Genomic DNA, 22486 nt, shown 5'->3' on the forward strand with positions numbered 1-22486 from the left:
CCGGCGGCGCGCATTCCGGACCGGCTGCCGCGTCCTTCGGCCCGGCCACTGCGCACGTCCATCCGGCGCCCGCCCCCTTTTGTGCCCGGCACCGCGACCGCGTCCGCGGACCGCGTCGGTGCACGCCGGGCGTGCCCACGCTCGGCCTCAGCGCCTTCCTCCGGCTCGCCGCCCTCCTCCAGCAAGCCCGGACAGGCGCGGCGCGGTGTCGGCGGCAACCGTGCCACCGTACACGCCGGCCCGGAGCCGGGGGCCGGTCTCCGTATACTGGTGCCACGCCATCGTCCGGGGGAGCGGATGTCACCGGCCAACCTGTCCCTGATCGGGCACATCCGTTCGGTGCCCCGTCGCGAGCTGTACTTCTTCGGCCTGTACCGGGTGCTGACCGCCGGCCTGGTGGCCGCACTGGTGTTCAGCCCGCTGGCCGCCACCCTGGCCGAGCCGCGCTTCCCGCGGCTGGCCGCCGGCGTGGCCGTGGCCTACCTGGTGATGGCCGCGGTGGTGCTGGCCTGGGGCCGCAACGAGCGCTGGCTGCGCCCGATCGTGGCCGGCAGCGTGCTGGTGGATATCGTCGTGGCGGTGCTGGCCATCCACGCCATCCCCGGCGCCGGCGCCGGCATCGCCATGATGCTGCTGTTCAACGTGGCCTCGGCGGCGATCCTGCTGCCGCTGGCCGACGGCCTGGCCATCGCCCTGGCCGCCAGCGCCGGCATCGTCGCCGAATACGTGTGGAGCGTGCTGGACGGCGGGCCGATCGAGCGCTCGCCGGCCGAACTGGCCATGTTCGCGGCCAGCTACCTGGCCCTGGCCTGGATCTGCTTCCAGATCGGCCGGCGCGCGCGCAGCAACCAGGTGCTGGCCGAGCAGCGCGGCCAGGAAGTGGCCAGCCTGGCCGAGATCAACGAGCTGATCATCCGCCGCATGCGCACTGGGGTGCTGGTGGTCGATGCCGACAACCGCATCACCCTGGCCAACGAGGCCGCCGCCGCCCTGCTCGGCGACGGCGAGGGCACCCTGGAAGGCGGCCACGTGCTGCTGCCGCGCGTGGCCCCGCAGCTGGCCGCGCGCCTGGTGCGCTGGCGCGCCAGCGGCGAATCGGGCGAGGCACCGCTGCAGCTTTCGCCGGATCTGCCCGAGGTGCAGCCGCGCTTCGCCCGGCTGCTGGGCGGCACGCCGCTGACCCTGGTGTTCCTGGACGACGCCACCGTGGTCTCGCGCCGCGCCGAATCGCTGACCCTGTCCACCCTGGGCCGCTTCTCGGCCAGCCTCGCCCACGAGATCCGCAACCCGCTGGCGGCGATCACCTACGCGGCGCAGCTGCTGGCCGAATCGCGCCACCTCGACGATGCCGACCGGCGCCTGCTGCAAATCATCGACCAGCAGTGCCAGCGCACCAACGGCATCGTCGAGAGCGTGCTGGGCATCGCCCGGCGCGACCGCGCCAACCCGGAGAACGTGGACGTGGGCGAGTTCGTGCGCCGCTTCGTCGAGGACTACCGGCTGACCCTGGGGATGGAGACCGACACCCTGGAAGCCCCCGCCCCCGGTACCGCCGTGCAGGCCCAGGCCGACCCGCGCCACCTGCACCAGATCCTCACCGCGCTGGTGCACAACGGCTTCAAGTACGGGCGCAAGCTCGACCAGCCGGCGGTCGTGCGCGTGCGCGCCGCACTGCTGGACGGCCATCCGGTGGTGGACGTGGTGGACCGCGGCCCGGGCATCCCCCCGGCCGTGGCCGAACAGCTGTTCCGGCCGTTCTTCACCACCTCCGAGCACGGCACCGGCCTGGGCCTGTACATCGCCCGCGAGCTGTGCCGGGCCAACCAGGCCCGCCTGGAATACGTGGCCATGCCCGGTGGCGGCGCCTGCTTCCGCATCCACCTGCCCGCGCCGCACGCGCTCGCCCCATGACGCCGTCCCGGCCCGGCTTGCGTATGCTGTGCCCGGGGAATCCAGCCAACACCACCGCATTGCCTTCATGACCGACCACCGCAACGTCCTGCTCGTCGACGACGAACGCGACATCCGCGAGCTGCTGGTGCTCACGCTCGGCCGCATGGGCGTGAACACGGCCACGGCCGCCAACCTGGCCGAGGCCCGCGCGCAGCTCGACCAGGGCCGCTTCGACCTGTGCATCACCGACATGCGCCTGCCCGACGGCAACGGCATCGAGCTGGTACGCGAGATCGGCCGCCACCACCCCGATACCCCGGTGGCGATGATCACCGCCTTCGGCAGCATGGAACTGGCGGTGGAGGCACTGAAGGCCGGTGCCTTCGACTTCGTCAGCAAGCCGGTGGACATCGCCGTGCTGCGGCGGCTGGTCAGCCATGCGCTGGAACTGAACAACCAGGCGCGGCCACGCCCGGCCACCCCGCCCGAACACGCCATCCGCCTGATCGGCGACTCGGCGCCCATGGCCGAGCTGCGCGCGCTGATCGCCAAGGTGGCGCGCAGCCAGGCGCCGGTGTACATCCTCGGCGAGTCCGGCACCGGCAAGGAGCTGGTGGCGCGCACCATCCACGCCCAGGGCGCGCGCGCGGCCGGCCCGTTCGTGCCGGTCAACTGCGGCGCCATCCCGGCCGAGCTGATGGAGAGCGAGTTCTTCGGCCACAAGAAGGGCAGCTTCACCGGCGCCACCGCCGACAAGCCCGGCCTGTTCCAGGCGGCCAACGGCGGCACCCTGTTCCTGGACGAGGTCGCCGAGCTGCCGCTGCCGATGCAGGTCAAGCTACTGCGCGCGATCCAGGAGAAATCCGTGCGCCCGGTCGGCGCGGCCACCGAGGAAGCGGTGGACGTGCGCATCCTGTCGGCCTCGCACAAGGACCTGGCCGAGCTGGTGGAGCACAACCATTTCCGCCACGACCTGTACTACCGCATCAACGTGATCGAGCTGCGCGTGCCGCCGCTGCGCCAGCGCCACCAGGACCTGCCGCAACTGGCCGCCTCCATCCTGGCGCGCCTGGCGCAGAGCCAGGGCCGCAACCTGCCGCTGCTCACGCCGTCGGCGCTGGAAGCGCTGGACCACTACGACTTCCCCGGCAACGTGCGCGAGCTGGAGAACGTGCTCGAGCGCGCCCTGGCGCTGGCCGAGGGCGACGAGATCCGCGCCGGCGACCTGCACCTGCCGCAGGCCGCGCAGCGCCTGCCCGGGGTGCGCTCGGCCGCGGCGGCTCCCGCCACCGCCGAAGCGGCGCCGGACCCCGCCGACGCCGAACCGGAAACCGCCCTGCCGTCGTACATCGAGCAGATGGAGCGCAGCGTGATCCAGAAGGCGCTGGAGGAGAACCGCTGGAACCGCACCCGGACCGCGGCGCAACTGGGCATCACCTTCCGCGCGCTGCGCTACAAGCTCAAGAAGCTGGGCATCGAGTAGGCGCCCTGCCAAACCGGTGCCTGAACCGAGCGGCGGCGGCCGGTGCAGATCTGCGCATGCATCGCGCAGCTGCAGGGCCAGCTCCCCCGGCGCGCTGCCAGCATCCGGGTTCGGCCACCCACCGGAGCCGCGTCGTCCACGCGGCGAGGCGCCGGCCGCCGGTCGCGACCCAGGGCCATGCCCAGGGTTCCTGGTCGCGGATCAGCCGCCCCCGGATACCAGGCGGCCCGATCCGTGCGCTTGTCGCCAGGCCGTGGTTCGCACGGGAGTCCGTTCGCTGTCCGCTGTCCGCGGGACGCACATGCCCGGTGCGAGAGTGACAGATCCAAGCAAGCGCATGGCAACCCCGCGGCCCGGCGGCAAGCGCCGGACGTGCCCCGAGCACTTGCGATAGGCGCTGTTCGCGTTCGGTAGGGATGCGATGCCAAGCCGTTGTTTTTTTGTGCTCGCTTCCTACACAACGTATTGAAAAAGCAAGCCATCCCTACCGAACGCGAACAGCGCCTTGCGATATCTGCCCATATCCAGGCGCCCCAGCTGCAGACCCGCCACCGGTCTGCCCGCGCCTGTCACGCGGTCGCGCCGTCTCCGGATCCCATTTCCGCCCTCCCGGATCGTCTTCCTACCCCGGCGGTTCGACATCGGCCCCCTGCATGCGAAAAAGGCCGCGGATCGCTCCACGGCCTTCCCATGCGTCCTGCGCTGTCGCAGGCCGCGCCACTTCGCGCAGTGGCTACTTCGCGTACTGGAACGCTGGCAGCGCCTTGATCGCTGCCTGGGTCGCGCCCGGCAGCACGAACTTGCCGCCCTGGAAGCGGAAATTCCGTACCGGGATGGCGACGTTGTGGCGATCCAGCCCGACGAACCCGCCGGCCCCGACGATGGCGTAGGACACCGCGCTGTCCGGGGCGACGATGATGTCGTCGATGGTGCCGACCTTCTGGTTGGACTCGTTGAAGACGGCCTTGCCCAGGATGTCCTTCTTGGCGCTCCAGCCCACCGCCACCGTGCGCAGTTCCTCCACCGACACGCCGACCTCGCTGGAGCCGGCCACCTGCGCCGAGGCGACACCGCTGGCACCCGCGGCCACCAGCGCCGCCACCGCCAACGGCGCCATCTTCCTGATCATCACGTTCATGTGTTTCTCCCTAGTCTGGATGTTCCGCGGCGCCGGCATCCACGCCGGCGACCGCGCATCCGCACGCTAGGCATGCACGCGTGAGCGCAGGGTGAGGCGGCGGCCTGCGCCGCCCCGGTCAGTCCTTGGTGACGCGATCGATCTCGGCCAGGCTGGTCACGCCCTCGGCCACCTTCATCAGCGCCGACTGGCGCAGGTCGCGCACGCCTTCCTGCTGCGCCACCTCGGCGATCTGCATGGCGTTGCCGCCCTCCAGCACGATCGCGGCGATCTCGTCGGTCATCGGCATCACCTGGTAGATGCCCACGCGGCCCTTGTAGCCGGCGGTGCATTCGTCGCAGCCCACCGCCTCGTAGATCGTCAGGCCCGCCGCGATCTGCTCGTGGGTGAAGCCCTCGGCCAGCAGCGCGTGCTCGGGCAGGTGCTGCTCGCGCTTGCAGCGCGGGCACAGGCGCCGCGCCAGGCGCTGGGCGATCACCAGGGTCACCGAGCTGGTGATGTTGTACGGGGCGATGCCCATGTTCATCAGGCGCGCGATGGTCTGCGGCGCATCGTTGGTGTGCAGCGTGGACAGCACCATGTGGCCGGTCTGCGCCGCCTTGATCGCGATCTCGGCCGTCTCCAGGTCGCGGATCTCGCCGACCATGATGATGTCCGGGTCCTGGCGCAGGAACGAACGCAGCGCCGCGGCGAAGGTCATGCCGCGCCGGGCGTTCTGCTGCACCTGGTTGACCCCGGGCAGGCGGATTTCCACCGGGTCCTCGGCGGTGGAGATGTTGCGCGTCTCGTCGTTGAGGATGCCCAGCGCGGTGTACAGCGACACCGTCTTGCCCGAGCCGGTCGGGCCGGTCACCAGCACCATGCCGTAGGGCTTGTGGATGGCCTCCAGGAACAGCATCTGCTGCTCGGGCTCGTAGCCGAGCTTGTCGATGCCGAGCTTGGCCGCGCTGCCGTCGAGGATACGCAGCACGATCTTCTCGCCGAACAGCGTGGGCAGCGTGCTCACGCGGAAGTCGATCTGCTTGGTCTTGGACAGGTTGAGCTTGATGCGCCCGTCCTGCGGCACGCGCTTCTCGGCGATGTCCAGCTGCGCCATCACCTTCAGGCGCGCGGCGATGCGCTCGCGCAGCTTCACCGGCGCCTTGGCCACCTGCTTGAGGATGCCGTCGATGCGCAGGCGTACCCGGTAGTCGTCCTCGTAGGGCTCGAAGTGGATGTCCGAGGCGCCCTTGCGGATCGCATCCACCAGCACCTTGTTGACGAACTTGACCACCGGCGTGTCGTCGCCCCCGGCGTCCACGCCGGTGTCGCTGCTCGCACCCTCCTCGTCGCCGCCGCTGGACTCCAGGTTCTCCAGGCCTTCGTCGTCGCCGCCGAAGCTGTCGCCGAGCGCGTTGCTGTTGGCCAGCCATGCGTCCAGGGTGCGGCGGATCTGGTCCTCGTCGACCAGGATCGGTTCCACCGCCAGGTTGGTCTGGAACTTGATCTCGTCCAGCGGCCTGGTCGGATCGCTGGTGCCCACGAACAGGCGCCCGCCGCGCCTGAACAGCGGCAGCACGTTGTGCTTGCGCAGCAGCTCCTCGCTGACCAGCGCCACCGCCGACTGGCCGGCATCCAGCACGGACGCATCCAGCAGCGGGATGCCGAACTCCAGCGCGTTGGCCGCGGCCAGCTGCGCGGACGAAACCAGCTTCTTGCCGGTCAGCCACTGCGACAGCGGTACCCGCGCCTCGGCGGCCTCGCGCATGGCGCCGCGGGCGGCGGCCTCGTCCAGGGCACCGTCCTGCACCAGGCGCCGGGCAATGCCGGTGATGCCGACCAGGTTGGCGGAAACTGCGACGTTCATCTATGCGACTTCCCCGGGATCCATCGTGGTGGCACCCGCGACCTGCGCGCCCTGTGCCGGCAACCTCTCCCCAATGGCGCCATCATAGCGTCCGCTGCCCTCCGGTGGCGGCCATGCCATCGGCCGGACGGCCGCCTTCGCTCATCCTGCAGCGCAGCACGTCCTCAGAGAAGTCCTACCCCACGTCCGGATTGTCCTGCTGGGCACGTGTTCCCGGGTGCGGCACCCTGCCGCGGTCGGGACTCCCCTCCCGACATTCCCCAAGAGGTGGCACCACCGCCGGCCGCGGATCTCCCCGATCCCGCGCGTGACGCCCCGCATGGGCTCGTCGTGATCCGGCTCATCCTGACGAATGAGGCCGCAGCCGCAGATTGGCTTGACAACTGGACCGGCGATAGTTGGCCGGATCGTCGGTAACGGCGGCCCGTACCGGGTTGGACTCGATGTGGCGACAGCACCGAAGCAGATGATCGTCGCTATGGACCAGGCATGCCTTGTAGCGGCCCTCCCACAAGGTTCCAGTACGCCCATGACGACCGTTGAACAGGCCCACGCAACTGCGGTCCAGGCACTGCACCAGCCGCGCAATGGAATCGGCCGCGGCCGGAGTCAGGAGTAGATGAACAGGATTGTCCATCAGCACATGGGCATGGCGCCGGCAATCGTCATGATTCGCGGCGCCGCGCAGCGGCTGCAGGTAGCGGAGCCGGTCGCCATCATCGAGAAAACATGGCAACCGGTTATTGCCTCGCTGCATGACGTGCTGAATACCAGGGAGCGAGATGCGCGGTAGTCGGGCCATGCGCTACATGCTGGCCGATGCGAACGATCCCATCCCTCCGACATCCCCAGTAACCGCGAGTAAGGCGAAGGCCCCGCGTGCTGTAGGCAAGACCCCGTTATTCCCTTTGCTGCTCTGCTGTTCAGACCAGGACGATGTTCTTGTCGTAGCGGGCGACAGCGGCGTCGTGCGTCAACAGACGCAGAGGCTCGGACAAGGCCTGGGCAACGAGCATCCGATCAAACGGATCACCATGAAGCGGAGGCAACTGTTCGACCGCTGAAGCGTGATTCGCGCGCACTGGCAACAGATCGTAGCCGGCGTCTTCGAAATAACCAAGCGCGCGAGCAGCGGAAACAGGCATGCCGCCACGCCCCAGGGAATGCTTGATCGCAATCTCCCAAACGCTGGCCACGCTTACCCATATGTCGTTGTCCGGCGCGCAGATCAGCTGCCGGGCTTCGGCCGACAACCTGGCATCATCGGCAATGGCCCACAACGCGATATGGGTATCCAGCAGCAGCCTCACTCCTGGATGCCCGTGAACAACGAGGCGATCTGCGGGTTGTCGGCGTCGATATCGGCCGGGACGACGAAGGCGCCGCGCGCCACGCCGATACGGTGGGCGACGCCCTGTGCATCGCGCCGGATCGGCACCATGCGTACGGCCGGCTTGCCACTCCTGGCGATGATCACTTCGTCGATCACGCCATCCTCGATCTGGGCGACCAGCTTGGACAGATTGCTCTTGGCCTCGAACATGTTGACGGTGGTACTCATGGCGCCGCCTCGGATGGATTGAACTAAGTCTAGCTAACAAGTGTCATTGGTGCAACGTGTCCCAATGAGGGAGTAACGGGGTCCGGAGTAACGGGGTCAGGTTCACTTACTGAGGCTCGCCTGTCGAGCTCGCAGCAACTTTGCGAGGCCGATGTGCTGGCCTGGTAGCGACAAAGCGCTGAACCTTGGCTTGGACCATGGCCTGGAAGGGGGTCTTACCCAGTGCGCGCTGTTGTTGCAGGTACAGCCGGATGACCTTGAGGTCTTCCGGGGTCAAAGTTTCGTGCAGGAGCACCCGATAGGCTGCTGCGCGTTCGGCATCCGTGCGTCCCAGTGCCAGGAAGGTGGCGTGTGGGCTCAGGCCGGAATGCGGCCGCAAGCCCAGATTGGCCTGGCAGCTGGACCATCGATAGCTGGCCGGATCATCGGTGATGGCGGCCCGCACCGGGTTGAGCTCGATGTAGCGATAGCACCGCAGCAGATAATCATCGCTATCGACCAGGCAGGCCTTGTAGCGGCCTTCCCACAAGGTTCCAGTGCGTCCGTGCCGGCCATTGAACAAGGCCACGTAATTGCGGCCCAGCCGTTGCATCAGCCGCGCAATGGAATCGGCCGTGGCTGGAGTCGTAAGCTTCCCCGATCCGCAGACACCCCATAAGTAGAACTTTCTGGCATGTTTCCCCAGCCAGGAGGTTCCATGAAGAAGTCCCGTTTCACCGAGACCCAGATCGTCTCGATCCTCAAGCAGGCCGACGCCGGCGTGCCGGTCAAGGACATCTGCCGGCAGGCCGGCATCAGCGTGCCGACCTACTACAAATGGAAATCGAAGTACGGGGGCCTGGAGGCCTCGGAGCTGCGGCGGGTCAAGGACCTGGAAGCCGAGAACGCCAGGCTCAAGCGGATGTACGCCGAGCTGGCGCTCGACAACGCGGCGATGAAGGACCTGATCGCAAAAAAACTGTAGGGCCGGAGCAGAAGCGCGAGGCCGTGCGGTACCTGGTCGAGGTGCACGCGCGGCCCCTGAGCCGGTCCTGTGATTGCGTCGGGTTGTCGCGTGCGGCCTGGTATCAACCGCCGCTGCATTGGACCGTGCGCGACGCCGAGATCATCGCGGCACTGGCCGGGCAAGTCGAGAGTCGTCCGACGCGCGGCTTCTGGAAGTGCTGCAAGGTCCTGCGCCGTGCTCGGCCGGACTGGAACCACAAGCGAATCTACCGGGTGTACAAGGCCATGGAACTCAACCTCCGTCGCAAGGCCAAGCAGCGGCTGCCCAAGCGCGAACGCGTGCCGCTGTACGTCCCGCGCCTGCCAGACACCGTCTGGTCGGCCGACTTCATGGCCGATGCGCTGGCCTGTGGCCGTCGCTTCCGGACCTTCAACGTAGTCGACGACTTCAACCGCGAGGCGCTGCACATCGAGGTCGACACCTCGATCTCGTCCACGCGTCTGATCCGCATTTTTGAGCAGCTCAAGCGTGACCACGGCTTGCCGCAGGTCCTGCGCACCGACAACGGCCCGGAGTTCCTGGGCGAGACCTTCGTGCAGTGGGCCAAGCTCAACGGCATGGCCATCCGGTACATCCAGCCCGGCAAGCCCAACCAGAACGCCTACATCGAACGCTTCAACCGGACCTTCCGCGAGGAGGTCCTGGACCAGCACCTGTTCACCCGCCTCGACGACGTACGCGAGGCGGCGTACTGGTGGATGCTCGAGTACAACGAGGAGCGTCCCCATGACTCGCTCGGCGACATGACGCCGGTCGAGTACCGTCAAGCCGCCGAAGGTTCTACTTTTGAAATGTCTGCTTGACGGGGAAGCTTACGGAGTGAGCAATAGATGGACATGATTGTCCATCAGTACATACGCATGAAGCCGACAATCGCAATGATGCAGGGCATCGCGCAGCAGGTGCAGGTAGCGGAGCCGGTCGCCATCGTCGAGAAAGCACGGCAGCCGGTTGTTGCCTCGCTACACGACGTGCTGAGGAATGCCGGGAAGCGAGATGCGCGGTAGTCGGGCCATGCGCTACACCCTGACCGATACGATCGTTTTCATCCCTCCGGCATGCCAGTCGCCGCAAGTAAGGCAAAAGCCCTGTTCACCATAGGCAAACTGAACCTGACCCCGTTATTGCACTACCCCACGTCCGGATTGTCCTGCTGGGCACGTATTCCCGGGTGCGGCACCCTGCCGCCGTCGGGACTCCCCTCCCGGCGTTCCCCAAGAGGTTGCACTACCGCCGGCCGCGGATCTCCCCAATCCCGCGCGTGACGCCCCGCATGGGCTCGTCGTGATCCGGCTCACTTCTCCAGAATCCTGCCAGCTAAAAGACGCCCGGGAAGCAAGATGATGCCAAGTACGTGCTAGGCATGCGAACTCATACCGAAATTATTATTAAATTATAAAATAATTATTTGCACCCCTTAACTTCATATAGTGAGAAGTTATCCGCAGAAGCCGACGGAAGCCTTGCAATATTATTCAATTCAAGGGGCAGGCCAGCACTCGAAACATAACCCAAGTATCTAACATTAAAATCCCAGTCATAAAAATAATCGATTCCTTTGCTACAAATATAATAATTCATCATTCGATCACGAGCAGCAGCATATGCGGCACCATCAACAACTCCATCAAGATTAAAAACTTCAATCTTGCCCTGCCCGAAATATGATAACGCCCCACTTTGAAACGAACCAACTTGCGCGTTACGTGGGAGTTTATCGACTACCCATATCGCAGGCGCCCTATATCCTCGCGCATTCATTCCCCGAGCGTACAAAACATGAACTGGCGTCCACTTCCCCAATATGCTACCGGCACACACTATAAATGCGAGAAAGGCCCATATGCCTGCAGCTCTTCGCGACGTCAGAAAGCCACGACTAAAGATAATTTCATTGGCGGAAATCATTCCACACAATATCAGTAAAACATATGCCGTCAGCAAATATCTATCAAAGAACCAAAACGCCGGCAAGTATAATAAATAAAATATAATATATAACCAAGAAGCGCAAAGCATAACCACAACAGTAAAGTCACGCTTTAATACAATATACCTCATGGCAAGGAGCGTAGAAAATCCAACAATAAGTGCACCCACCAATGAAGAACGGAACGGGAAAATAAACGCCGAAACATCCTCCAAAATAAAAAAAAGAGCTCTTCCAGATGTCAAATAACCCGACTGATGGAACTGCGTTATCAATTTTACAGCAGCCCCACTCTCAGGAATTATAGATCCAAATTTTCTTGCGCAGAACAACCACCACGGCGCCACTACTAATAATGCGGAAACCGCCGAATAAAATAGACCCCTATAAAGGCGAAGCGCCAGACAAGCAATTGCGATGGCAACGCACACAAATACACCATCAATCCGCGACAACAATAATCCACCCAAAGCGAATCCAAGAACAAAAAAACCTCTCAATTTCGCTTTGCTGACAGCCCCATCAAATAATAATATAGAAATTAATGCCATGAATGTAGATAACGTACTCTCCATCCCATTCAAAGCAACTCGCAATACTCCGTAACCGCCGACAAAAATTATACCAGTTAAAGTTCCAACAGCTATATTCCCGCCCCCCTTGCGAGTCAGCAACAAGGCGAAAATTATAACAACGGCGGGAATGAAGGCAAGAGACAAGACGGAAAGGGCATAAAAAGCAGCGGGACCCTGAAACAACAAAAAAATCGGCGTCGCCAAAAATACGAATAAAGGCTGAAACCCGCTCGTCTGAGTCATGCCATCCGCGGAAAATCCCAGTCCCGAGCCAATATTACGCGCTATAGAAGCAATATAGTACGTATCGTCCGGGTAATATCTCCCATCAATTTCATTAATATTATCGCAGAGCATAAAAACGCCAAGCAATAACGGCAGCATCGGAATGAGAGTCACCGTCAACAAGCGCCAGTTTAAAATATTTCCATTCATTTTAGATTCCAGCGAAGACGGAGATGGAGCTCGGGATCAACTGTGATAGCGACCGATGCCTATTAAGATCGATGTAGCAACAGCGCTCGTTAGAAATCATTGTCGCCATCAACCACACCTTATAGCGGCCTTAGCATGCATAATAGAGCCATTCAATTTCTGCGCAGGCGATGCATCAACCACGCAACGGAATTAGCACGGACAAGAAACAAGATGAAGCACAACTGTTGGAACCTGAAATCGCCGACGCTAGGCGCCATACAGCAGGTGCAAGCAGTGAAGCTGGTAGCCAGCGTCGGGGAAACACGGTAGCCAGTGTCTCTCTGCACCACACGCTAAGGAATACCACGAAACGAGTGCGCTACAGTCAATTCATGCGTCGCAGCCACTCACCAAATTTGCATAGCCATCATGCTTACTTCAATGGACGACCGTGGCCGACTTTTCCGGATTAAGATCAATCAGATCAATTCCGGCACTCGGACGGAAGATATTTATTATCTCCAGAAATTCTGACACACATCCAAGAAATCGATCCGCCGCCGTAGTTAGGAATCAGCTCCAATATCATCGACCCAGCAACTGTAGTAGTCGCCAACCTCAAATGGCCGTCACCAGTACACGATATGGATTCAATATTCTTGCTTGGCAGCCCCGCCACCATTATATTTTGGCATGCAGCCGAATCTAGAGTGCCGCTGTTAACAGCGTTCTCGACTACAAAAGATTTATATGTGCCCCCCACGATCAACGCCTCGGCAACCCGACTGCGGACCGCATAATCCTGATACGCAGGTAGCGCCATAGATGCCAATATCGCGATTATTGTCACCACCACCATCAACTCGACCAACGAAAATCCCCGTTCTTGGTTCACCTCTGCAGCGCCCCATAAAATATAACTAATCAGAATATAGATCCGCCCTAAATCCCAATAGACTTACAACGCATACCGCCCCGTGCCAAATCACTTTTATGGCATGCATTAACCAATGCTTCCTGTTTCCACACCAATACTTTGGGCACCACATTTGGAGGATAAACTTTCGAAGCCTCTTGAAATGACCTATCTCCTTGTTCAAAACGACCCAAGGCATAGTAGGCGCGACCATAAGCAATCCAAGTCGGCCCATATCCAGCACCATTATAGAACCGCATCGTCTTTGCGGCCTCTAGCGCAGCCTCATAATTTCCAGTCTCGTAGTAATTTATTGAATACAAGCCAAAAACATACCTCAACGTACCTACATTATAAAACCCCTTATCGACCTGTGCCTGCTCAAGGGAAATCCCCCTCGCTAAAACATCCCTATGGGGCGCCCAGGTATGTTGCAGGTACCCAAACAATTCAGCGGAAGACTCAGCATAACGCCCCTGCCCCTGAAGATAATCCGCATAAACTACAGGCTCCTCTCCGTACAGCTTTCTTCGACTCTGTATAGAGGCGAACGCCTTTGTGAGGCCATCATCATCCCCATACTGCTTCAGCGCAGAAAGATAGTTATAGCCTACTAATCTATCATCCGGATACTGTCGATACATCCAGCTCCACAGAGTCAAGTTATTCTTCCATAATGGCAACGTGATATTTATGTTCAACGCACCAAAAGCAATAAACCCGCCCAATATTCCTGATGCCACAATAGGCCAGGCACGCTTCATATTTTCTGAAACTGACCATTCGCGCGGATTAAGCAATGCGATAGCCATACATAAAAATGCCAATGGGAGTGTAATAAACCTCGCGTGACCGAGGTTGCCCGCAATCGACAGCGGTAGGATATTGAGAACCGGGAGCAACGCAAATAGAAATGCCACGAGCATCAGACCAGATCTTGTCGTCCGAAAGAATAATATCCAGACAATAACCACCAAGTAGGCCACTAATATCGCAACACCCGACGCCATATCCATGAAAGAAAGATGAGAGGGATCAAAAGGATGCATAACGCTCATCATGGAGAATGGCCATAATGCTTCCTTGAGATAAAATGCAACTGTATGACCTACGGTTGCCAACAATGTAATCGGTGGATAACTGTTAACGCCAATCCCCCCAACCGGCAGGAATTGAGCGCGTATCAGAAGATAAATAAATCCCGAACCGAGTAATGCAACTAAAAGTGAATAGTTCCGCTTCAGAAATTCCGGGAAATAGGAAAAGAAGGGCTGTCGCTCACCTTCTTTCGCCCATATTACAATAAACGCCAACGCCGGAAACACTAAGGCCATTTCCTTGGAGAGTGCGGCCGCTAAAAATGCGAAAGAAGCAACCATGTAACGGAGCCAGCGCGGCCACTCCATCAAGAGCGCAAGCAACCCGATCAACGAAAAAAATGTCACCAGTAGATCAAAACGACCCGCAGCCCAAGCTATCGGCTCCACCAAGATTGGATGCAGCCCGTATAACGCCATTGCGACAGTTGCACGAAATACGATTCGCTTTCCGTTTCTCCAAATCATCGCGGAGACAAGCAATCCTACAAGGGACGTGTTAAGTATATGAATCAACAGGTTGACCAGATGTGACACGCCCGAGTCCAACCCAAATAACTTGAATTCAAGAGCAAAACTTGCCAACACCAAGGGGCGAAAATAAGCTACTCCGGGCAGAATTCGCTGCGTCAGCGCGGCGATAGTCACATTCTGACGCAAGCTCGGGTCGTCGACAAATAGCACCATGTCATCCCACACATAACTAAATGTGTGAACACGCCAATAAAGTGCGGCAATGCATATCAGCGTTACCACAGGCATCCATTTGATCAACTTCTGCATTTGTGCGCCCCAATACAAAAAAAGCCCCTCACTCGTGAAGGGCTTCAATAGCGGGCAAGATTTTTCAATCTCACCCGCCTTCTTATCAAGCTAGACTCTTAGCCGCGGCATTCCGCCGGGACATACTTCTTGTCGGAGGCGGTGGTGCACTTCCAGGTAATCGGCGCATCAGGCACGGTACCGGCGGCCAAATTGCTACCGCCCGACTGCGGAGTAAGCGTCAGACCCACGCCCTTCGCCTTATCAGTCATCGTGACGGTGATTTCACCGCCTGTACCAACCGAGATAGAGCTGACGTTAGTGGTCGCGCCGCTGAAGCTATAACCCACACTCAAAGGACTAGTGCCGTTGCTGGCATTTTCAGCAACCACAGTCTTGGCAGCCGAGGCCAGTACGAGACCCTCGGAAACACGAGCACGGACCGTGTAATCCTGATAGGCCGGCAGTGCAATAGCGGCCAGGATGGCGATGATCGCGACCACGATCATCAGTTCGATCAGCGTAAAACCCTGCTGGGTCTTCTTCATAGGTACATCCCCTAGAGGTTGGATTGAGCGTCATGGGCACCGGTCGTCCGGCGACCCCGTAAAGGAGGAAGCACGGAACGTGCCAACCTCCCGGCGCTTCCCGGGCGCCGGCGGGCATCATCCCTGGCCTACCGCGCAAAAGGAAGCCCTCGAGGCAAGAGAGCGCCAGGGCGCGCGCAGATGGACGTTCTGCGTCACTTTTTGACGCACCATTGGGTGCAGGGACAGAGGCTTTCGTCGGGGGCAGGTCCCCGACCTGCGTGTGACGTGCTTCACCCATCGCGGCCGGCGGATGCCGGCGGCACGCGAACCCGCTACCATGCGGGACTTGCCGGCCCGGGGAAGGCCGAATCGGGGAGCCCACATGTCCGTCGCACGCAGCGCCATCAAGAAAGAGCCCGTGGACCGCGCCACCAGCCAGATGCAGATGTTCGTCTGGCAGGGCACGGACAGGCGCGGCACCACGATGAAGGGCGAGCAACTGGCGCGCAACGCCAACTTCCTGCGTGCGGAACTGCGCAAGCAGGGGATCACCCCCGGCACGGTCAAGCCCAAACCCAAGCCGCTGTTCGGCGCCGCCGGCTCCGCGATCAAGCCCAAGGACATCGCCTTCTTCAGCCGGCAGATGGCCACGATGATGAAGTCCGGCGTGCCCATTGTCAGTTCGCTGGAGATCATCAGCGGGGGCGCCAAGAACCCGCGCTTCAAGAAGATGATCGACACGATCCGGGCTGACATTGAGGGGGGATCGTCGTTGTACGAGGCGATCAGCAAGCATCCCGTGCAGTTCGACGAGCTGTATCGCAACCTGGTGCGTGCCGGCGAAGGCGCCGGCGTGCTGGAGACGGTGCTGGATACCATCGCCAATTACCAGGAAAACATCGAAACCCTGAAGGGCAAAATCAAGAAGGCATTGTTCTATCCAGCCATGGTCATGGCTGTAGCCCTGATCGTCAGTTCCATCCTGCTGATTTGGGTGGTGCCGCAATTTGAAGAGGTCTTCAACGGCTTTGGTGCAGAACTGCCCGCCTTCACCCAGCTAATCGTCAATGCCTCTCGCTTCATGGTGTCGTGGTGGTGGCTGATGCTGCTGGTCGTCGTTGGGGCAGTAGTTGGCTTCATCTTCGCCTACAAGCGCTCTCCGGCCATGCAGCACGGCATGGACCGGCTGATCCTGAAGGTGCCGGTGATCGGCAAGATCATGAACGAGAGCGCCATCGCCCGCTTCGCCCGCACCACCGCGGTAACGTTCAAGGCCGGCGTGCCGCTGGTGGAGGCGCTGGGCATCGTCGCTGGCGCCACCGGCAACTCGGTATACGAGCAGGCGGTGCTGCGCATGCGCGACGACGTGTCGGTGGGTTACCCGATGAACCTGGCGATGAAGCAGACCAACCTGCTCCCGCACATGGTGATCCAGATGACCTCCATCGGCGAGGAGGCCGGCGCCCTGGACGAGATGCTGTTCAAGGTGGCCGAGTACTACGAGCAGGAGGTCAACAACGCGGTGGACGCGTTGAGCAGCCTGATGGAGCCGATGATCATGGTGTTCATCGGCACGATCGTCGGTGGCATGGTCATCGGCATGTACCTGCCCATCTTCAAGCTGGGCGCCGTCGTCGGATAATCCCTGAATGGCTTTTCTCGACCAGCATCCCGGCCTGGGCTACCCCGCCGCCGCCGGGCTCGGGCTGCTGCTGGGCAGCTTCCTCAACGTGGTGATCCTGCGCCTGCCGCGGCGCATGGAGTGGCAGTGGAAGCGCGACGCGCGCGAGATCCTGGAAGAGCCGGACCTGTACGAGCCGGCGCCGCCGGGCATCGTGGTGGAGCCCTCGCACTGCCCGCACTGCAAGCACAAGCTGGCCTGGTACGAGAACATCCCGCTGCTCAGCTGGATCATCCAGGGCGGAAAGTGCCGCCACTGCGGCGCGCCGATCTCGATCCAGTATCCGCTGGTGGAGGCGCTGACCTCGCTGCTGGTGCTGGCCTGCGTGTGGCGCTTCGGCTTCGGCTGGCAGGGCTTCGGCGCGATCGTGTTCACCTGCTTCCTGGTGGCGCTGTCGGGCATCGACCTGCGCACGCGCCTGCTGCCCGATGCGCTCACCCTGCCGCTGATGTGGCTGGGGCTGGTCGCCTCGATGGACGGGCTGTACCTGCCGGCCAAGCAGGCGCTGATCGGCGCGGCGGCCGGCTACGCGATCCTGTGGTCGGTGTGGTGGCTGTTCAAGCAGCTCACCGGCAAGGAGGGCATGGGTCACGGCGACTTCAAGCTGCTGGCCGCGCTGGGCGCCTGGTGCGGCTGGCACGGGGTATTGCCTATCGTGCTGCTGTCCTCGCTGGTGGGCGCTGTGATCGGCTCGGTGTGGCTGGCCGCCAAGGGCCGCGACCGCGCCACCCCGATCCCATTCGGCCCGTACCTGGCCATCGCCGGCTGGATCGTGTTCTTCTGGGGCGAGCAGATGATTGGCGCCTACCTGCGCTTTGCCGGATTGCGATAGCCCGGGACTACGCCCCGACGCCTTGCGTTTCGATATCCCGCAGCCGGTTGCATGGGACCGGCCTGCGCCAGCGATCGTGCCCCTTCGGGTTCAATCACCGCCCTCAAGCACTGCGGCTCGCTGCGCATGACGCGCACGAGGAGGAGCAGGTTGCCGTCGCGGCGATGAGAGACGCGGCGTGGCGGTTCGACGATCTGGCGGCAGGCGGTATCCGGGAGTTCTTGCATCTGCCCCTGCCGGGATGATCCGCCAGTTGGCCGATATGGGCGAATACGCTTCGCACCCGGGCACCGGCCGCTGACGGGCCGTGCGACGTCCAATCGGCAGTGGAGTCCGGATCGGCCAGCGCCGGCCCGGACCCGGCTATTCCAGCCACCGGGCCAGGCGTTCCTTCGCCTGGTCGTGCGTCACGGTGCGTCCCTGCGCCATCGCCGACTTCCCCGGGGGGCGATGCCTTCCAGAACGGCAAGGCGGGCCTGCATGGGTACATGGCTCTCGACATCGACGCGTCAGGTGCCGGGCAGCCCATGCCGGGGTGATGAGGATGGGTTCCCGGTCGCGCCGATGCCGGCGAGCAGATCGGTGGCCTGGCGCTCGAGGGGGTGACCCATTCGGTGCGCACGAAGTGATACTTCAGGGCTCCCTTGTGCGCGTGCAACGGCCAGCGTGCGGCCGCCTCCCGCCGGATCGCTGCATACTTTCGCGATGAGCGACTTCATCATTGGCCTGACCGGCGGCGTGGCTTCGGGCAAGAGCGAGCTGGGGCGCCGCTTCGAGGCGCTGGGCATCCACGTGGCCGATGCCGATCTCGCCGCGCGGCGCGTGGTGGAGCCCGGCCCGACACTGGCGCGCATCGCCGGAACCTTCGGCCGCGCCATCCTGCTGGCCGACGGCACGCTCGACCGGCGCCGGCTGCGCGAGCTGATCTTCGCCGACCCGGCGGCGCGGCGGCGCCTGGAGGCCATCACCCACCCCGCCATCCGCGCGCTGTTGCACGAGGCCTGCGTGGCGGCGGCGGGCCCCTATGCGATCGCGGCGATCCCGCTGCTGGCCGAGGCCGGCGGCCGCGCCACCTACCCCTGGCTGGACCGGATCCTGGTGGTCGATGCGCCGGAAGCGGTGCAGCACGCGCGGCTGATGGCGCGCGACGGCATCGACGCCGACCTGGCCGGGCGCATGATCGCCGCCCAGGCGCTGCGCGGCGAGCGCCGGGCAATGGCCGACGACGTGGTGGTCAACGATGGCGATCCGATCCACCTGGACCATGCGGTGGCGTTGCTGGACGCGCGCTACGGGGCACTGGCCACCGCCAAGGCGCGCTGACGGACCCCGCGGCGATCCGGTTTTCTCCATGCCTGCCCTGGGCCTTGCCCTGGAAAAGGAAACGCCGCCGGCAGTGCCGGCGGCGTCGGATTCCACGCGAACGCAAGGACTCAGAAGTTGGCGCGGAACTGCACGCCCCAGATGCGCGGGTCGTTGATGAAGCCGGTCAGGTTGTCGAAGTCGATCGCACCGGTGGCACGGATCTGGTTGGTGCAGTTGCGGCAGAACACCGAGGCCTCGTAGGCGCCGGCGCCCCAGGTGTAGCCGAGCTTCACGCCGCCCTCGAACAACGGCTGTCCGACGAACTCCCTGGATTCGTACAGGAAGAAGTTGACCTCGCTGCGGTAGGACCAGTCGGTGTAGACGAACAGCTCGCCCTCTGCCAGCGGCACGCCGTAGCGCAGGGTGATGTTGCCGATCCACTTGGCCGCCTGCGGCAGCGGGTTGCCGTACAGCTGCGCGTAGCCGTTGGCATCGACCGGGTCGGTGACGGTGCACACCCAGGCCGAGCAGGTGGCCGTGGCCAGGTCGCGGTCCTTGATCTCGGTGTGGTTGTAGCTGCCGTTCAGGCCCAGGCGCAGGTTCTCGGTGAGCAGGGCCTCGAAGTCGAACTCGGCGCCGTAGGCCTCGCTCTTCTTCGCGTTGATCAGCTGCACCGCGTTGGAGGTGCCGCCGACCGCGGTCAGCTGCTGGTCCTTGATGTCCATGGTGTACAGGTCGAACCCGAGCCGGGCGCGACGGTCCCACAGGTCGGCCTTCACGCCGACCTCGAAGGACTTGACCGTCTCCGGGTCGGCCACGGTCACCGGCACGCCCGCCGACGGCGGGCCGAAGCTGGCGCCGCGGAAGCCGGTGGCGAAACGCGCGTACAGGTTGACCGCCTCGTTCAGCGCGAAGGTGACGCTGGCGTCGCCGGTGACCTTGGAGCCGCTGTTCTCGCCGCCGATCGGGGCCGCGCCGGCATCCTGCCAGTCGAGGATGTCGAAGGTCTTCTTGTCGTGGGTGTAGCGCAGGCCGGCGCGCAGGTCCCAGCGGTCGCTGGCCTGGTAGTTGAGCGAACCGAACGCGGCCCAGGAGGTGTTCTTCTGCCGGGTCAGGTTGTAGCCGGTCAGCGCGCCGCCGGCGATGGTGTCGTAGGTGAAGGACTGCCCGCGCACGTTGTCGCTGAAGTAGTACAGGCCGCCCTGCCAGGCCAGCGGGCCGTCGCCCTGCGATTCCAGGCGCAGCTCCTGGCTGAACTGGTCCAGGCCCTTGATGCCGCCGGCGGTCTCCACCGAGAACGGGATGAAGCCCGGGCCGTAGGGCTGGCCGGGATCGACAAAGGCGCCGGCGCCGTAGCCGCCGTCGATGTCGCCGCGGCTGTAGTACTTGCCGATGGTCTCGTAGCCGGTGATCGAGTGCAGGGCGAGCTCGCCCAGGTTCCAGGTCAGGTTGGCGCTGGCGCCCCAGGTGGTCAGCTGCTGGGTGTTGTGGGCATCGACATAGGCCTTGTCCGGGTCGAAGCCGTCCACGAGCTTGTTGCTGCCGGACTCGAAGATGTTGGCGCGGAACAGGCGCGCGGTGCCGTTGAGCTTGCGCACGTGCGCGTTGAACAGCGCCTCGAAATCGTCGCCGGGCCGGAACAGCAGCTGCAGGCGCGCGGCGCTGTCGTCGTAGCCCTCCAGCTTCTGGCCGCTGACCTGGCTGGTCACCCAGTCGTCGCGGTGCTGCTGCAGGATCGACAGGCGCACCGCCCAGGCATCGTTGATCGGCAGGTTGAGCGCGCCTTCCAGCGAGCTGGTGGCGTGGGTGCCGTAGGACAGGCTGGCGTAGCCGCCGATGTCGCCGAACTGCGGCCGCGCCGAGTTGACCTTGACCACGCCGGCCGGCGTGTTGCGGCCGAACTGGGTGCCCTGCGGGCCGCGCAGCACTTCGACGCTGTCCAGGTCGAACAGCGGGAAGCCCTTGAGGAAGGCGTTCTCGTAGACGATGTCGTCGTAGACGAAGGACACCGGCTGCGAGGCGTAGGTGGTGTAGTCGGTGTTGCCGTAGCCACGGATGTAGAAGCGCGGGAACACGCGGCCGTTGGAGGACTCAATGTTCAGGCTCGGGGCCTTGCCGGCCAGGACGCGCACGTCCGAGGCGCTGGTGGAGAGGGCGTCCAGGTATTCCGGGCGCAGCACCGTGGCCGAGACCGGGACGTCCCTGGAATCCTCGGCGCGGCGTTCGGCGGTGACCTTGACCGCATCCAGGCGGGCGACGCCGGCGTCGGCCTGCTGGGCCTGGGCGGGCAAGGCGGCCATCGCCACGGCGGCGGCAACGGCGAGGGAGAGCGAACTGCGGGCGAGCGTGCTGGCGATCATGGTCGACCCCGGGGCGAATGGGTGGGTGACGAATGTGTCGGTACGTTGCGATGCTGCAACGCCACAAGTAAACCATGACATTTTCTTAACACCAAGACCGGGTGGCGGACGGGCGGCCGGCGGTGGCGATGCGCTTTCCTGGGAAGCGCGCGCCGCACGGTGCGACACGGACTGCCGGGGACCGCCCGATGGGCATTGAAGGCGGGCGCGATGGACAGGATGCCGGTCCGTGCTCCCCGGGCGGCGGCGCCGCCGGCGGTGTTCCGGCGGGGGCTTTGATGCAGTCACGCCACTCCCGTCCTCGAAACGCCTTGGCGCAGGCCCAGCGGGCGCTTCAGGCCAGGGAATGTCTTGGATCCAGGAAACGGGTCGTGGATAGTGAACTGCGGATCCGGTCTGGATACGGGTCTGGATGTGGGTCTGGATGTGGGTGCGCATCCGCTGGTCAGGCCGCGGCGGGAAAGGCCGGGGCGGGTTCGTGCTCCGGCAAACTCATCGACCGTTTCCCGCTCGGCTCCGGCCGCCTTTCTTCGCCTTTCTTCGCCCTTCCCGGAATTGGCAAGTTTGCGGCTTCGGTCCTGCCACGAGGTCCTCCACGTTCGTTTTGCATTTGGCTTCGGTAGCTCCACGCTCCAGGCTTCGCCCGGCAAGCCCTCGTCTTGCGGGCTGTGGGGTCATCGGCCTTCGTTGTGTCGTTCCCAGCAAAGCAGGCGACACGGGCCGAGCTGCGACTCCATCACCCCCTCGCTGCCCAACAAATCGTTCAGGCGCCGCTATCGCCATGCGGGTCGGCTCGGGCGATGGCGTCACCGCAGTCCGGCGTCACCGACCGCCTCGTCAACCGAGTGCCAATGCACCGGCATGCGGCCATCGCTGGTTGTAGTACTTTCCATCGCCGGCCCGAAGTCGCGAGCGTGTCCGGAATCCGCCACGACGCGCCAGGCGCGCGGCAGCGGCACGCCAGCGCTCGTCGACGGCGACAGGCAGAACCGCCGGGACGGATCGCGCCGTCGTGGGCCGCCACAACCCGCAATCCGCGGGATACGACACGAAGACATGCACCCCGCATTCGGCACCAGACGCCGGGACTGAACCGGATTGCCTGCAGCATCGCCCCCCGCATCGGCACGACATCGCGTGGGCCACCCTGCCCG

18 protein-coding genes and 1 pseudogene are annotated in these 22486 nt (G+C 63.3%); 6 read left to right on the forward strand and 13 right to left on the reverse strand.

The window, feature by feature from the left end:
- The first annotated feature begins 297 nt into the window (after positions 1 to 297).
- A complete protein-coding gene (locus BN3794_RS12850) occupies positions 298 to 1911 on the forward strand; it encodes a sensor histidine kinase (protein WP_066097830.1) in 1614 nt (537 codons plus the stop codon).
- A 67-nt stretch (positions 1912 to 1978) separates the two neighbouring features.
- Entirely contained in the window at positions 1979 to 3376 is a 1398-nt protein-coding gene (locus tag BN3794_RS12855) for a sigma-54-dependent transcriptional regulator (RefSeq protein ID WP_066097832.1), read from the forward strand.
- A gap of 733 nt (positions 3377 to 4109) precedes the next feature.
- Here BN3794_RS12855 and BN3794_RS12860 read toward each other — a convergent pair.
- From BN3794_RS12860 to BN3794_RS16030, 6 genes are all read right to left on the reverse strand, one after another.
- Positions 4110 to 4514 carry a PRC-barrel domain-containing protein gene (locus BN3794_RS12860; protein WP_201455276.1) on the reverse strand — a complete coding sequence of 135 codons (405 nt, stop codon included), beginning with the start codon at positions 4512 to 4514 and terminating at the stop codon, positions 4110 to 4112.
- Between the two features lie 118 nt (positions 4515 to 4632).
- Positions 4633 to 6360, reverse strand: coding sequence for a type IV-A pilus assembly ATPase PilB (pilB, locus tag BN3794_RS12865; protein WP_066097833.1), 1728 nt, complete (start codon positions 6358 to 6360; stop codon positions 4633 to 4635).
- A gap of 340 nt (positions 6361 to 6700) precedes the next feature.
- Positions 6701 to 7162, reverse strand: coding sequence for a transposase (locus tag BN3794_RS16025; protein ID WP_078059751.1), 462 nt, complete (start codon positions 7160 to 7162; stop codon positions 6701 to 6703).
- A gap of 121 nt (positions 7163 to 7283) precedes the next feature.
- Positions 7284 to 7670 (reverse strand): type II toxin-antitoxin system VapC family toxin, encoded by a 387-nt coding sequence (locus BN3794_RS12870; RefSeq protein WP_066097835.1) that lies wholly within the window; start codon positions 7668 to 7670, stop codon positions 7284 to 7286.
- Positions 7667 to 7921, reverse strand: coding sequence for a type II toxin-antitoxin system Phd/YefM family antitoxin (locus BN3794_RS12875; protein ID WP_066097837.1), 255 nt, complete (start codon positions 7919 to 7921; stop codon positions 7667 to 7669). Before BN3794_RS12875 ends, BN3794_RS12870 begins: the two co-directional genes overlap by 4 nt.
- 106 nt (positions 7922 to 8027) lie before the next feature.
- Positions 8028 to 8513 (reverse strand): transposase, encoded by a 486-nt coding sequence (locus tag BN3794_RS16030; protein WP_236493258.1) that lies wholly within the window; start codon positions 8511 to 8513, stop codon positions 8028 to 8030.
- A gap of 105 nt (positions 8514 to 8618) precedes the next feature.
- Between BN3794_RS16030 and BN3794_RS16035 the strand changes: the two genes are divergently transcribed.
- Positions 8619 to 9730, forward strand: a protein-coding gene (locus tag BN3794_RS16035) for an IS3 family transposase (protein ID WP_187128042.1) whose coding sequence is annotated in 2 segments (ribosomal slippage) — positions 8619 to 8871 and positions 8871 to 9730 — 1113 coding nt in all. Because the reading frame shifts where the segments join, the coding sequence is not laid out codon by codon here.
- A 9-nt stretch (positions 9731 to 9739) separates the two neighbouring features.
- On the opposite strand, the gene BN3794_RS16995 is transcribed toward BN3794_RS16035, so the two are convergent.
- The 5 genes from BN3794_RS16995 to BN3794_RS12895 form a co-directional block, all read right to left on the reverse strand.
- Positions 9740 to 9874 (reverse strand): transposase, encoded by a 135-nt coding sequence (locus BN3794_RS16995; protein ID WP_328585357.1) that lies wholly within the window; start codon positions 9872 to 9874, stop codon positions 9740 to 9742.
- A gap of 457 nt (positions 9875 to 10331) precedes the next feature.
- Entirely contained in the window at positions 10332 to 11867 is a 1536-nt protein-coding gene (locus tag BN3794_RS16425; RefSeq protein WP_147675771.1) for a hypothetical protein, read from the reverse strand.
- 466 nt (positions 11868 to 12333) lie between these two features.
- Positions 12334 to 12708, reverse strand: coding sequence for a pilin (locus BN3794_RS16945; RefSeq protein WP_078059821.1), 375 nt, complete (start codon positions 12706 to 12708; stop codon positions 12334 to 12336).
- Positions 12709 to 12791: 83 nt separating this feature from the next.
- Positions 12792 to 14645: a hypothetical protein gene (locus BN3794_RS16430; RefSeq protein ID WP_147675772.1), complete on the reverse strand. Its 1854-nt coding sequence runs from the start codon at positions 14643 to 14645 to the stop codon at positions 12792 to 12794.
- Between the two features lie 98 nt (positions 14646 to 14743).
- A complete protein-coding gene (locus BN3794_RS12895; RefSeq protein WP_066097840.1) occupies positions 14744 to 15172 on the reverse strand; it encodes a pilin in 429 nt (142 codons plus the stop codon).
- Positions 15173 to 15536: 364 nt separating this feature from the next.
- On the opposite strand from BN3794_RS12895, the gene BN3794_RS12900 reads away from it, so the two are divergent.
- Both BN3794_RS12900 and BN3794_RS12905 read left to right on the forward strand, forming a co-directional pair.
- Positions 15537 to 16796, forward strand: coding sequence for a type II secretion system F family protein (locus BN3794_RS12900; protein WP_066097842.1), 1260 nt, complete (start codon positions 15537 to 15539; stop codon positions 16794 to 16796).
- Between the two features lie 7 nt (positions 16797 to 16803).
- Entirely contained in the window at positions 16804 to 17667 is an 864-nt protein-coding gene (locus BN3794_RS12905) for a prepilin peptidase (RefSeq protein ID WP_066097844.1), read from the forward strand.
- 363 nt (positions 17668 to 18030) lie between these two features.
- Here the strand turns inward: BN3794_RS12905 and BN3794_RS17080 are convergent.
- Positions 18031 to 18278, reverse strand: a pseudogene (locus tag BN3794_RS17080) (type II toxin-antitoxin system prevent-host-death family antitoxin).
- Between the two features lie 94 nt (positions 18279 to 18372).
- Between BN3794_RS17080 and coaE the strand changes: the two are divergent.
- Positions 18373 to 18990 carry a dephospho-CoA kinase gene (gene coaE, locus BN3794_RS12910; protein WP_066097846.1) on the forward strand — a complete coding sequence of 206 codons (618 nt, stop codon included), beginning with the start codon at positions 18373 to 18375 and terminating at the stop codon, positions 18988 to 18990.
- Positions 18991 to 19100: 110 nt separating this feature from the next.
- On the opposite strand, the gene BN3794_RS12915 is transcribed toward coaE, so the two are convergent.
- Positions 19101 to 21332, reverse strand: coding sequence for a TonB-dependent receptor (locus BN3794_RS12915; protein ID WP_066097848.1), 2232 nt, complete (start codon positions 21330 to 21332; stop codon positions 19101 to 19103).
- Between the last annotated feature and the right edge of the window lie 1154 nt (positions 21333 to 22486).

Origin of the sequence: Xanthomonas massiliensis, from assembly GCF_900018785.1 — a bacterium.
Classification (GTDB): domain Bacteria; phylum Pseudomonadota; class Gammaproteobacteria; order Xanthomonadales; family Xanthomonadaceae; genus Xanthomonas_B; species Xanthomonas_B massiliensis.

Coding starts and splice junctions, on each gene's coding strand:
- BN3794_RS12850 (WP_066097830.1), top strand. CDS start 298: ATGTCACCGGCCAACCTGTCCCTGATCGGGCACATCCGTTCGGTGCCC.
- BN3794_RS12855 (WP_066097832.1), top strand. CDS start 1,979: ATGACCGACCACCGCAACGTCCTGCTCGTCGACGACGAACGCGACATC.
- BN3794_RS12860 (WP_201455276.1), bottom strand. CDS start 4,514: ATGAACGTGATGATCAGGAAGATGGCGCCGTTGGCGGTGGCGGCGCTG.
- pilB (WP_066097833.1), bottom strand. CDS start 6,360: ATGAACGTCGCAGTTTCCGCCAACCTGGTCGGCATCACCGGCATTGCC.
- BN3794_RS16025 (WP_078059751.1), bottom strand. CDS start 7,162: ATGGCCCGACTACCGCGCATCTCGCTCCCTGGTATTCAGCACGTCATG.
- BN3794_RS12875 (WP_066097837.1), bottom strand. CDS start 7,921: ATGAGTACCACCGTCAACATGTTCGAGGCCAAGAGCAATCTGTCCAAG.
- BN3794_RS16030 (WP_236493258.1), bottom strand. CDS start 8,513: ATGCAACGGCTGGGCCGCAATTACGTGGCCTTGTTCAATGGCCGGCAC.
- BN3794_RS16425 (WP_147675771.1), bottom strand. CDS start 11,867: ATGAATGGAAATATTTTAAACTGGCGCTTGTTGACGGTGACTCTCATT.
- BN3794_RS16945 (WP_078059821.1), bottom strand. CDS start 12,708: ATGGTGGTGGTGACAATAATCGCGATATTGGCATCTATGGCGCTACCT.
- BN3794_RS16430 (WP_147675772.1), bottom strand. CDS start 14,645: ATGCAGAAGTTGATCAAATGGATGCCTGTGGTAACGCTGATATGCATT.
- BN3794_RS12895 (WP_066097840.1), bottom strand. CDS start 15,172: ATGAAGAAGACCCAGCAGGGTTTTACGCTGATCGAACTGATGATCGTG.
- BN3794_RS12900 (WP_066097842.1), top strand. CDS start 15,537: ATGTCCGTCGCACGCAGCGCCATCAAGAAAGAGCCCGTGGACCGCGCC.
- BN3794_RS12905 (WP_066097844.1), top strand. CDS start 16,804: ATGGCTTTTCTCGACCAGCATCCCGGCCTGGGCTACCCCGCCGCCGCC.
- coaE (WP_066097846.1), top strand. CDS start 18,373: ATGAGCGACTTCATCATTGGCCTGACCGGCGGCGTGGCTTCGGGCAAG.
- BN3794_RS12915 (WP_066097848.1), bottom strand. CDS start 21,332: ATGATCGCCAGCACGCTCGCCCGCAGTTCGCTCTCCCTCGCCGTTGCC.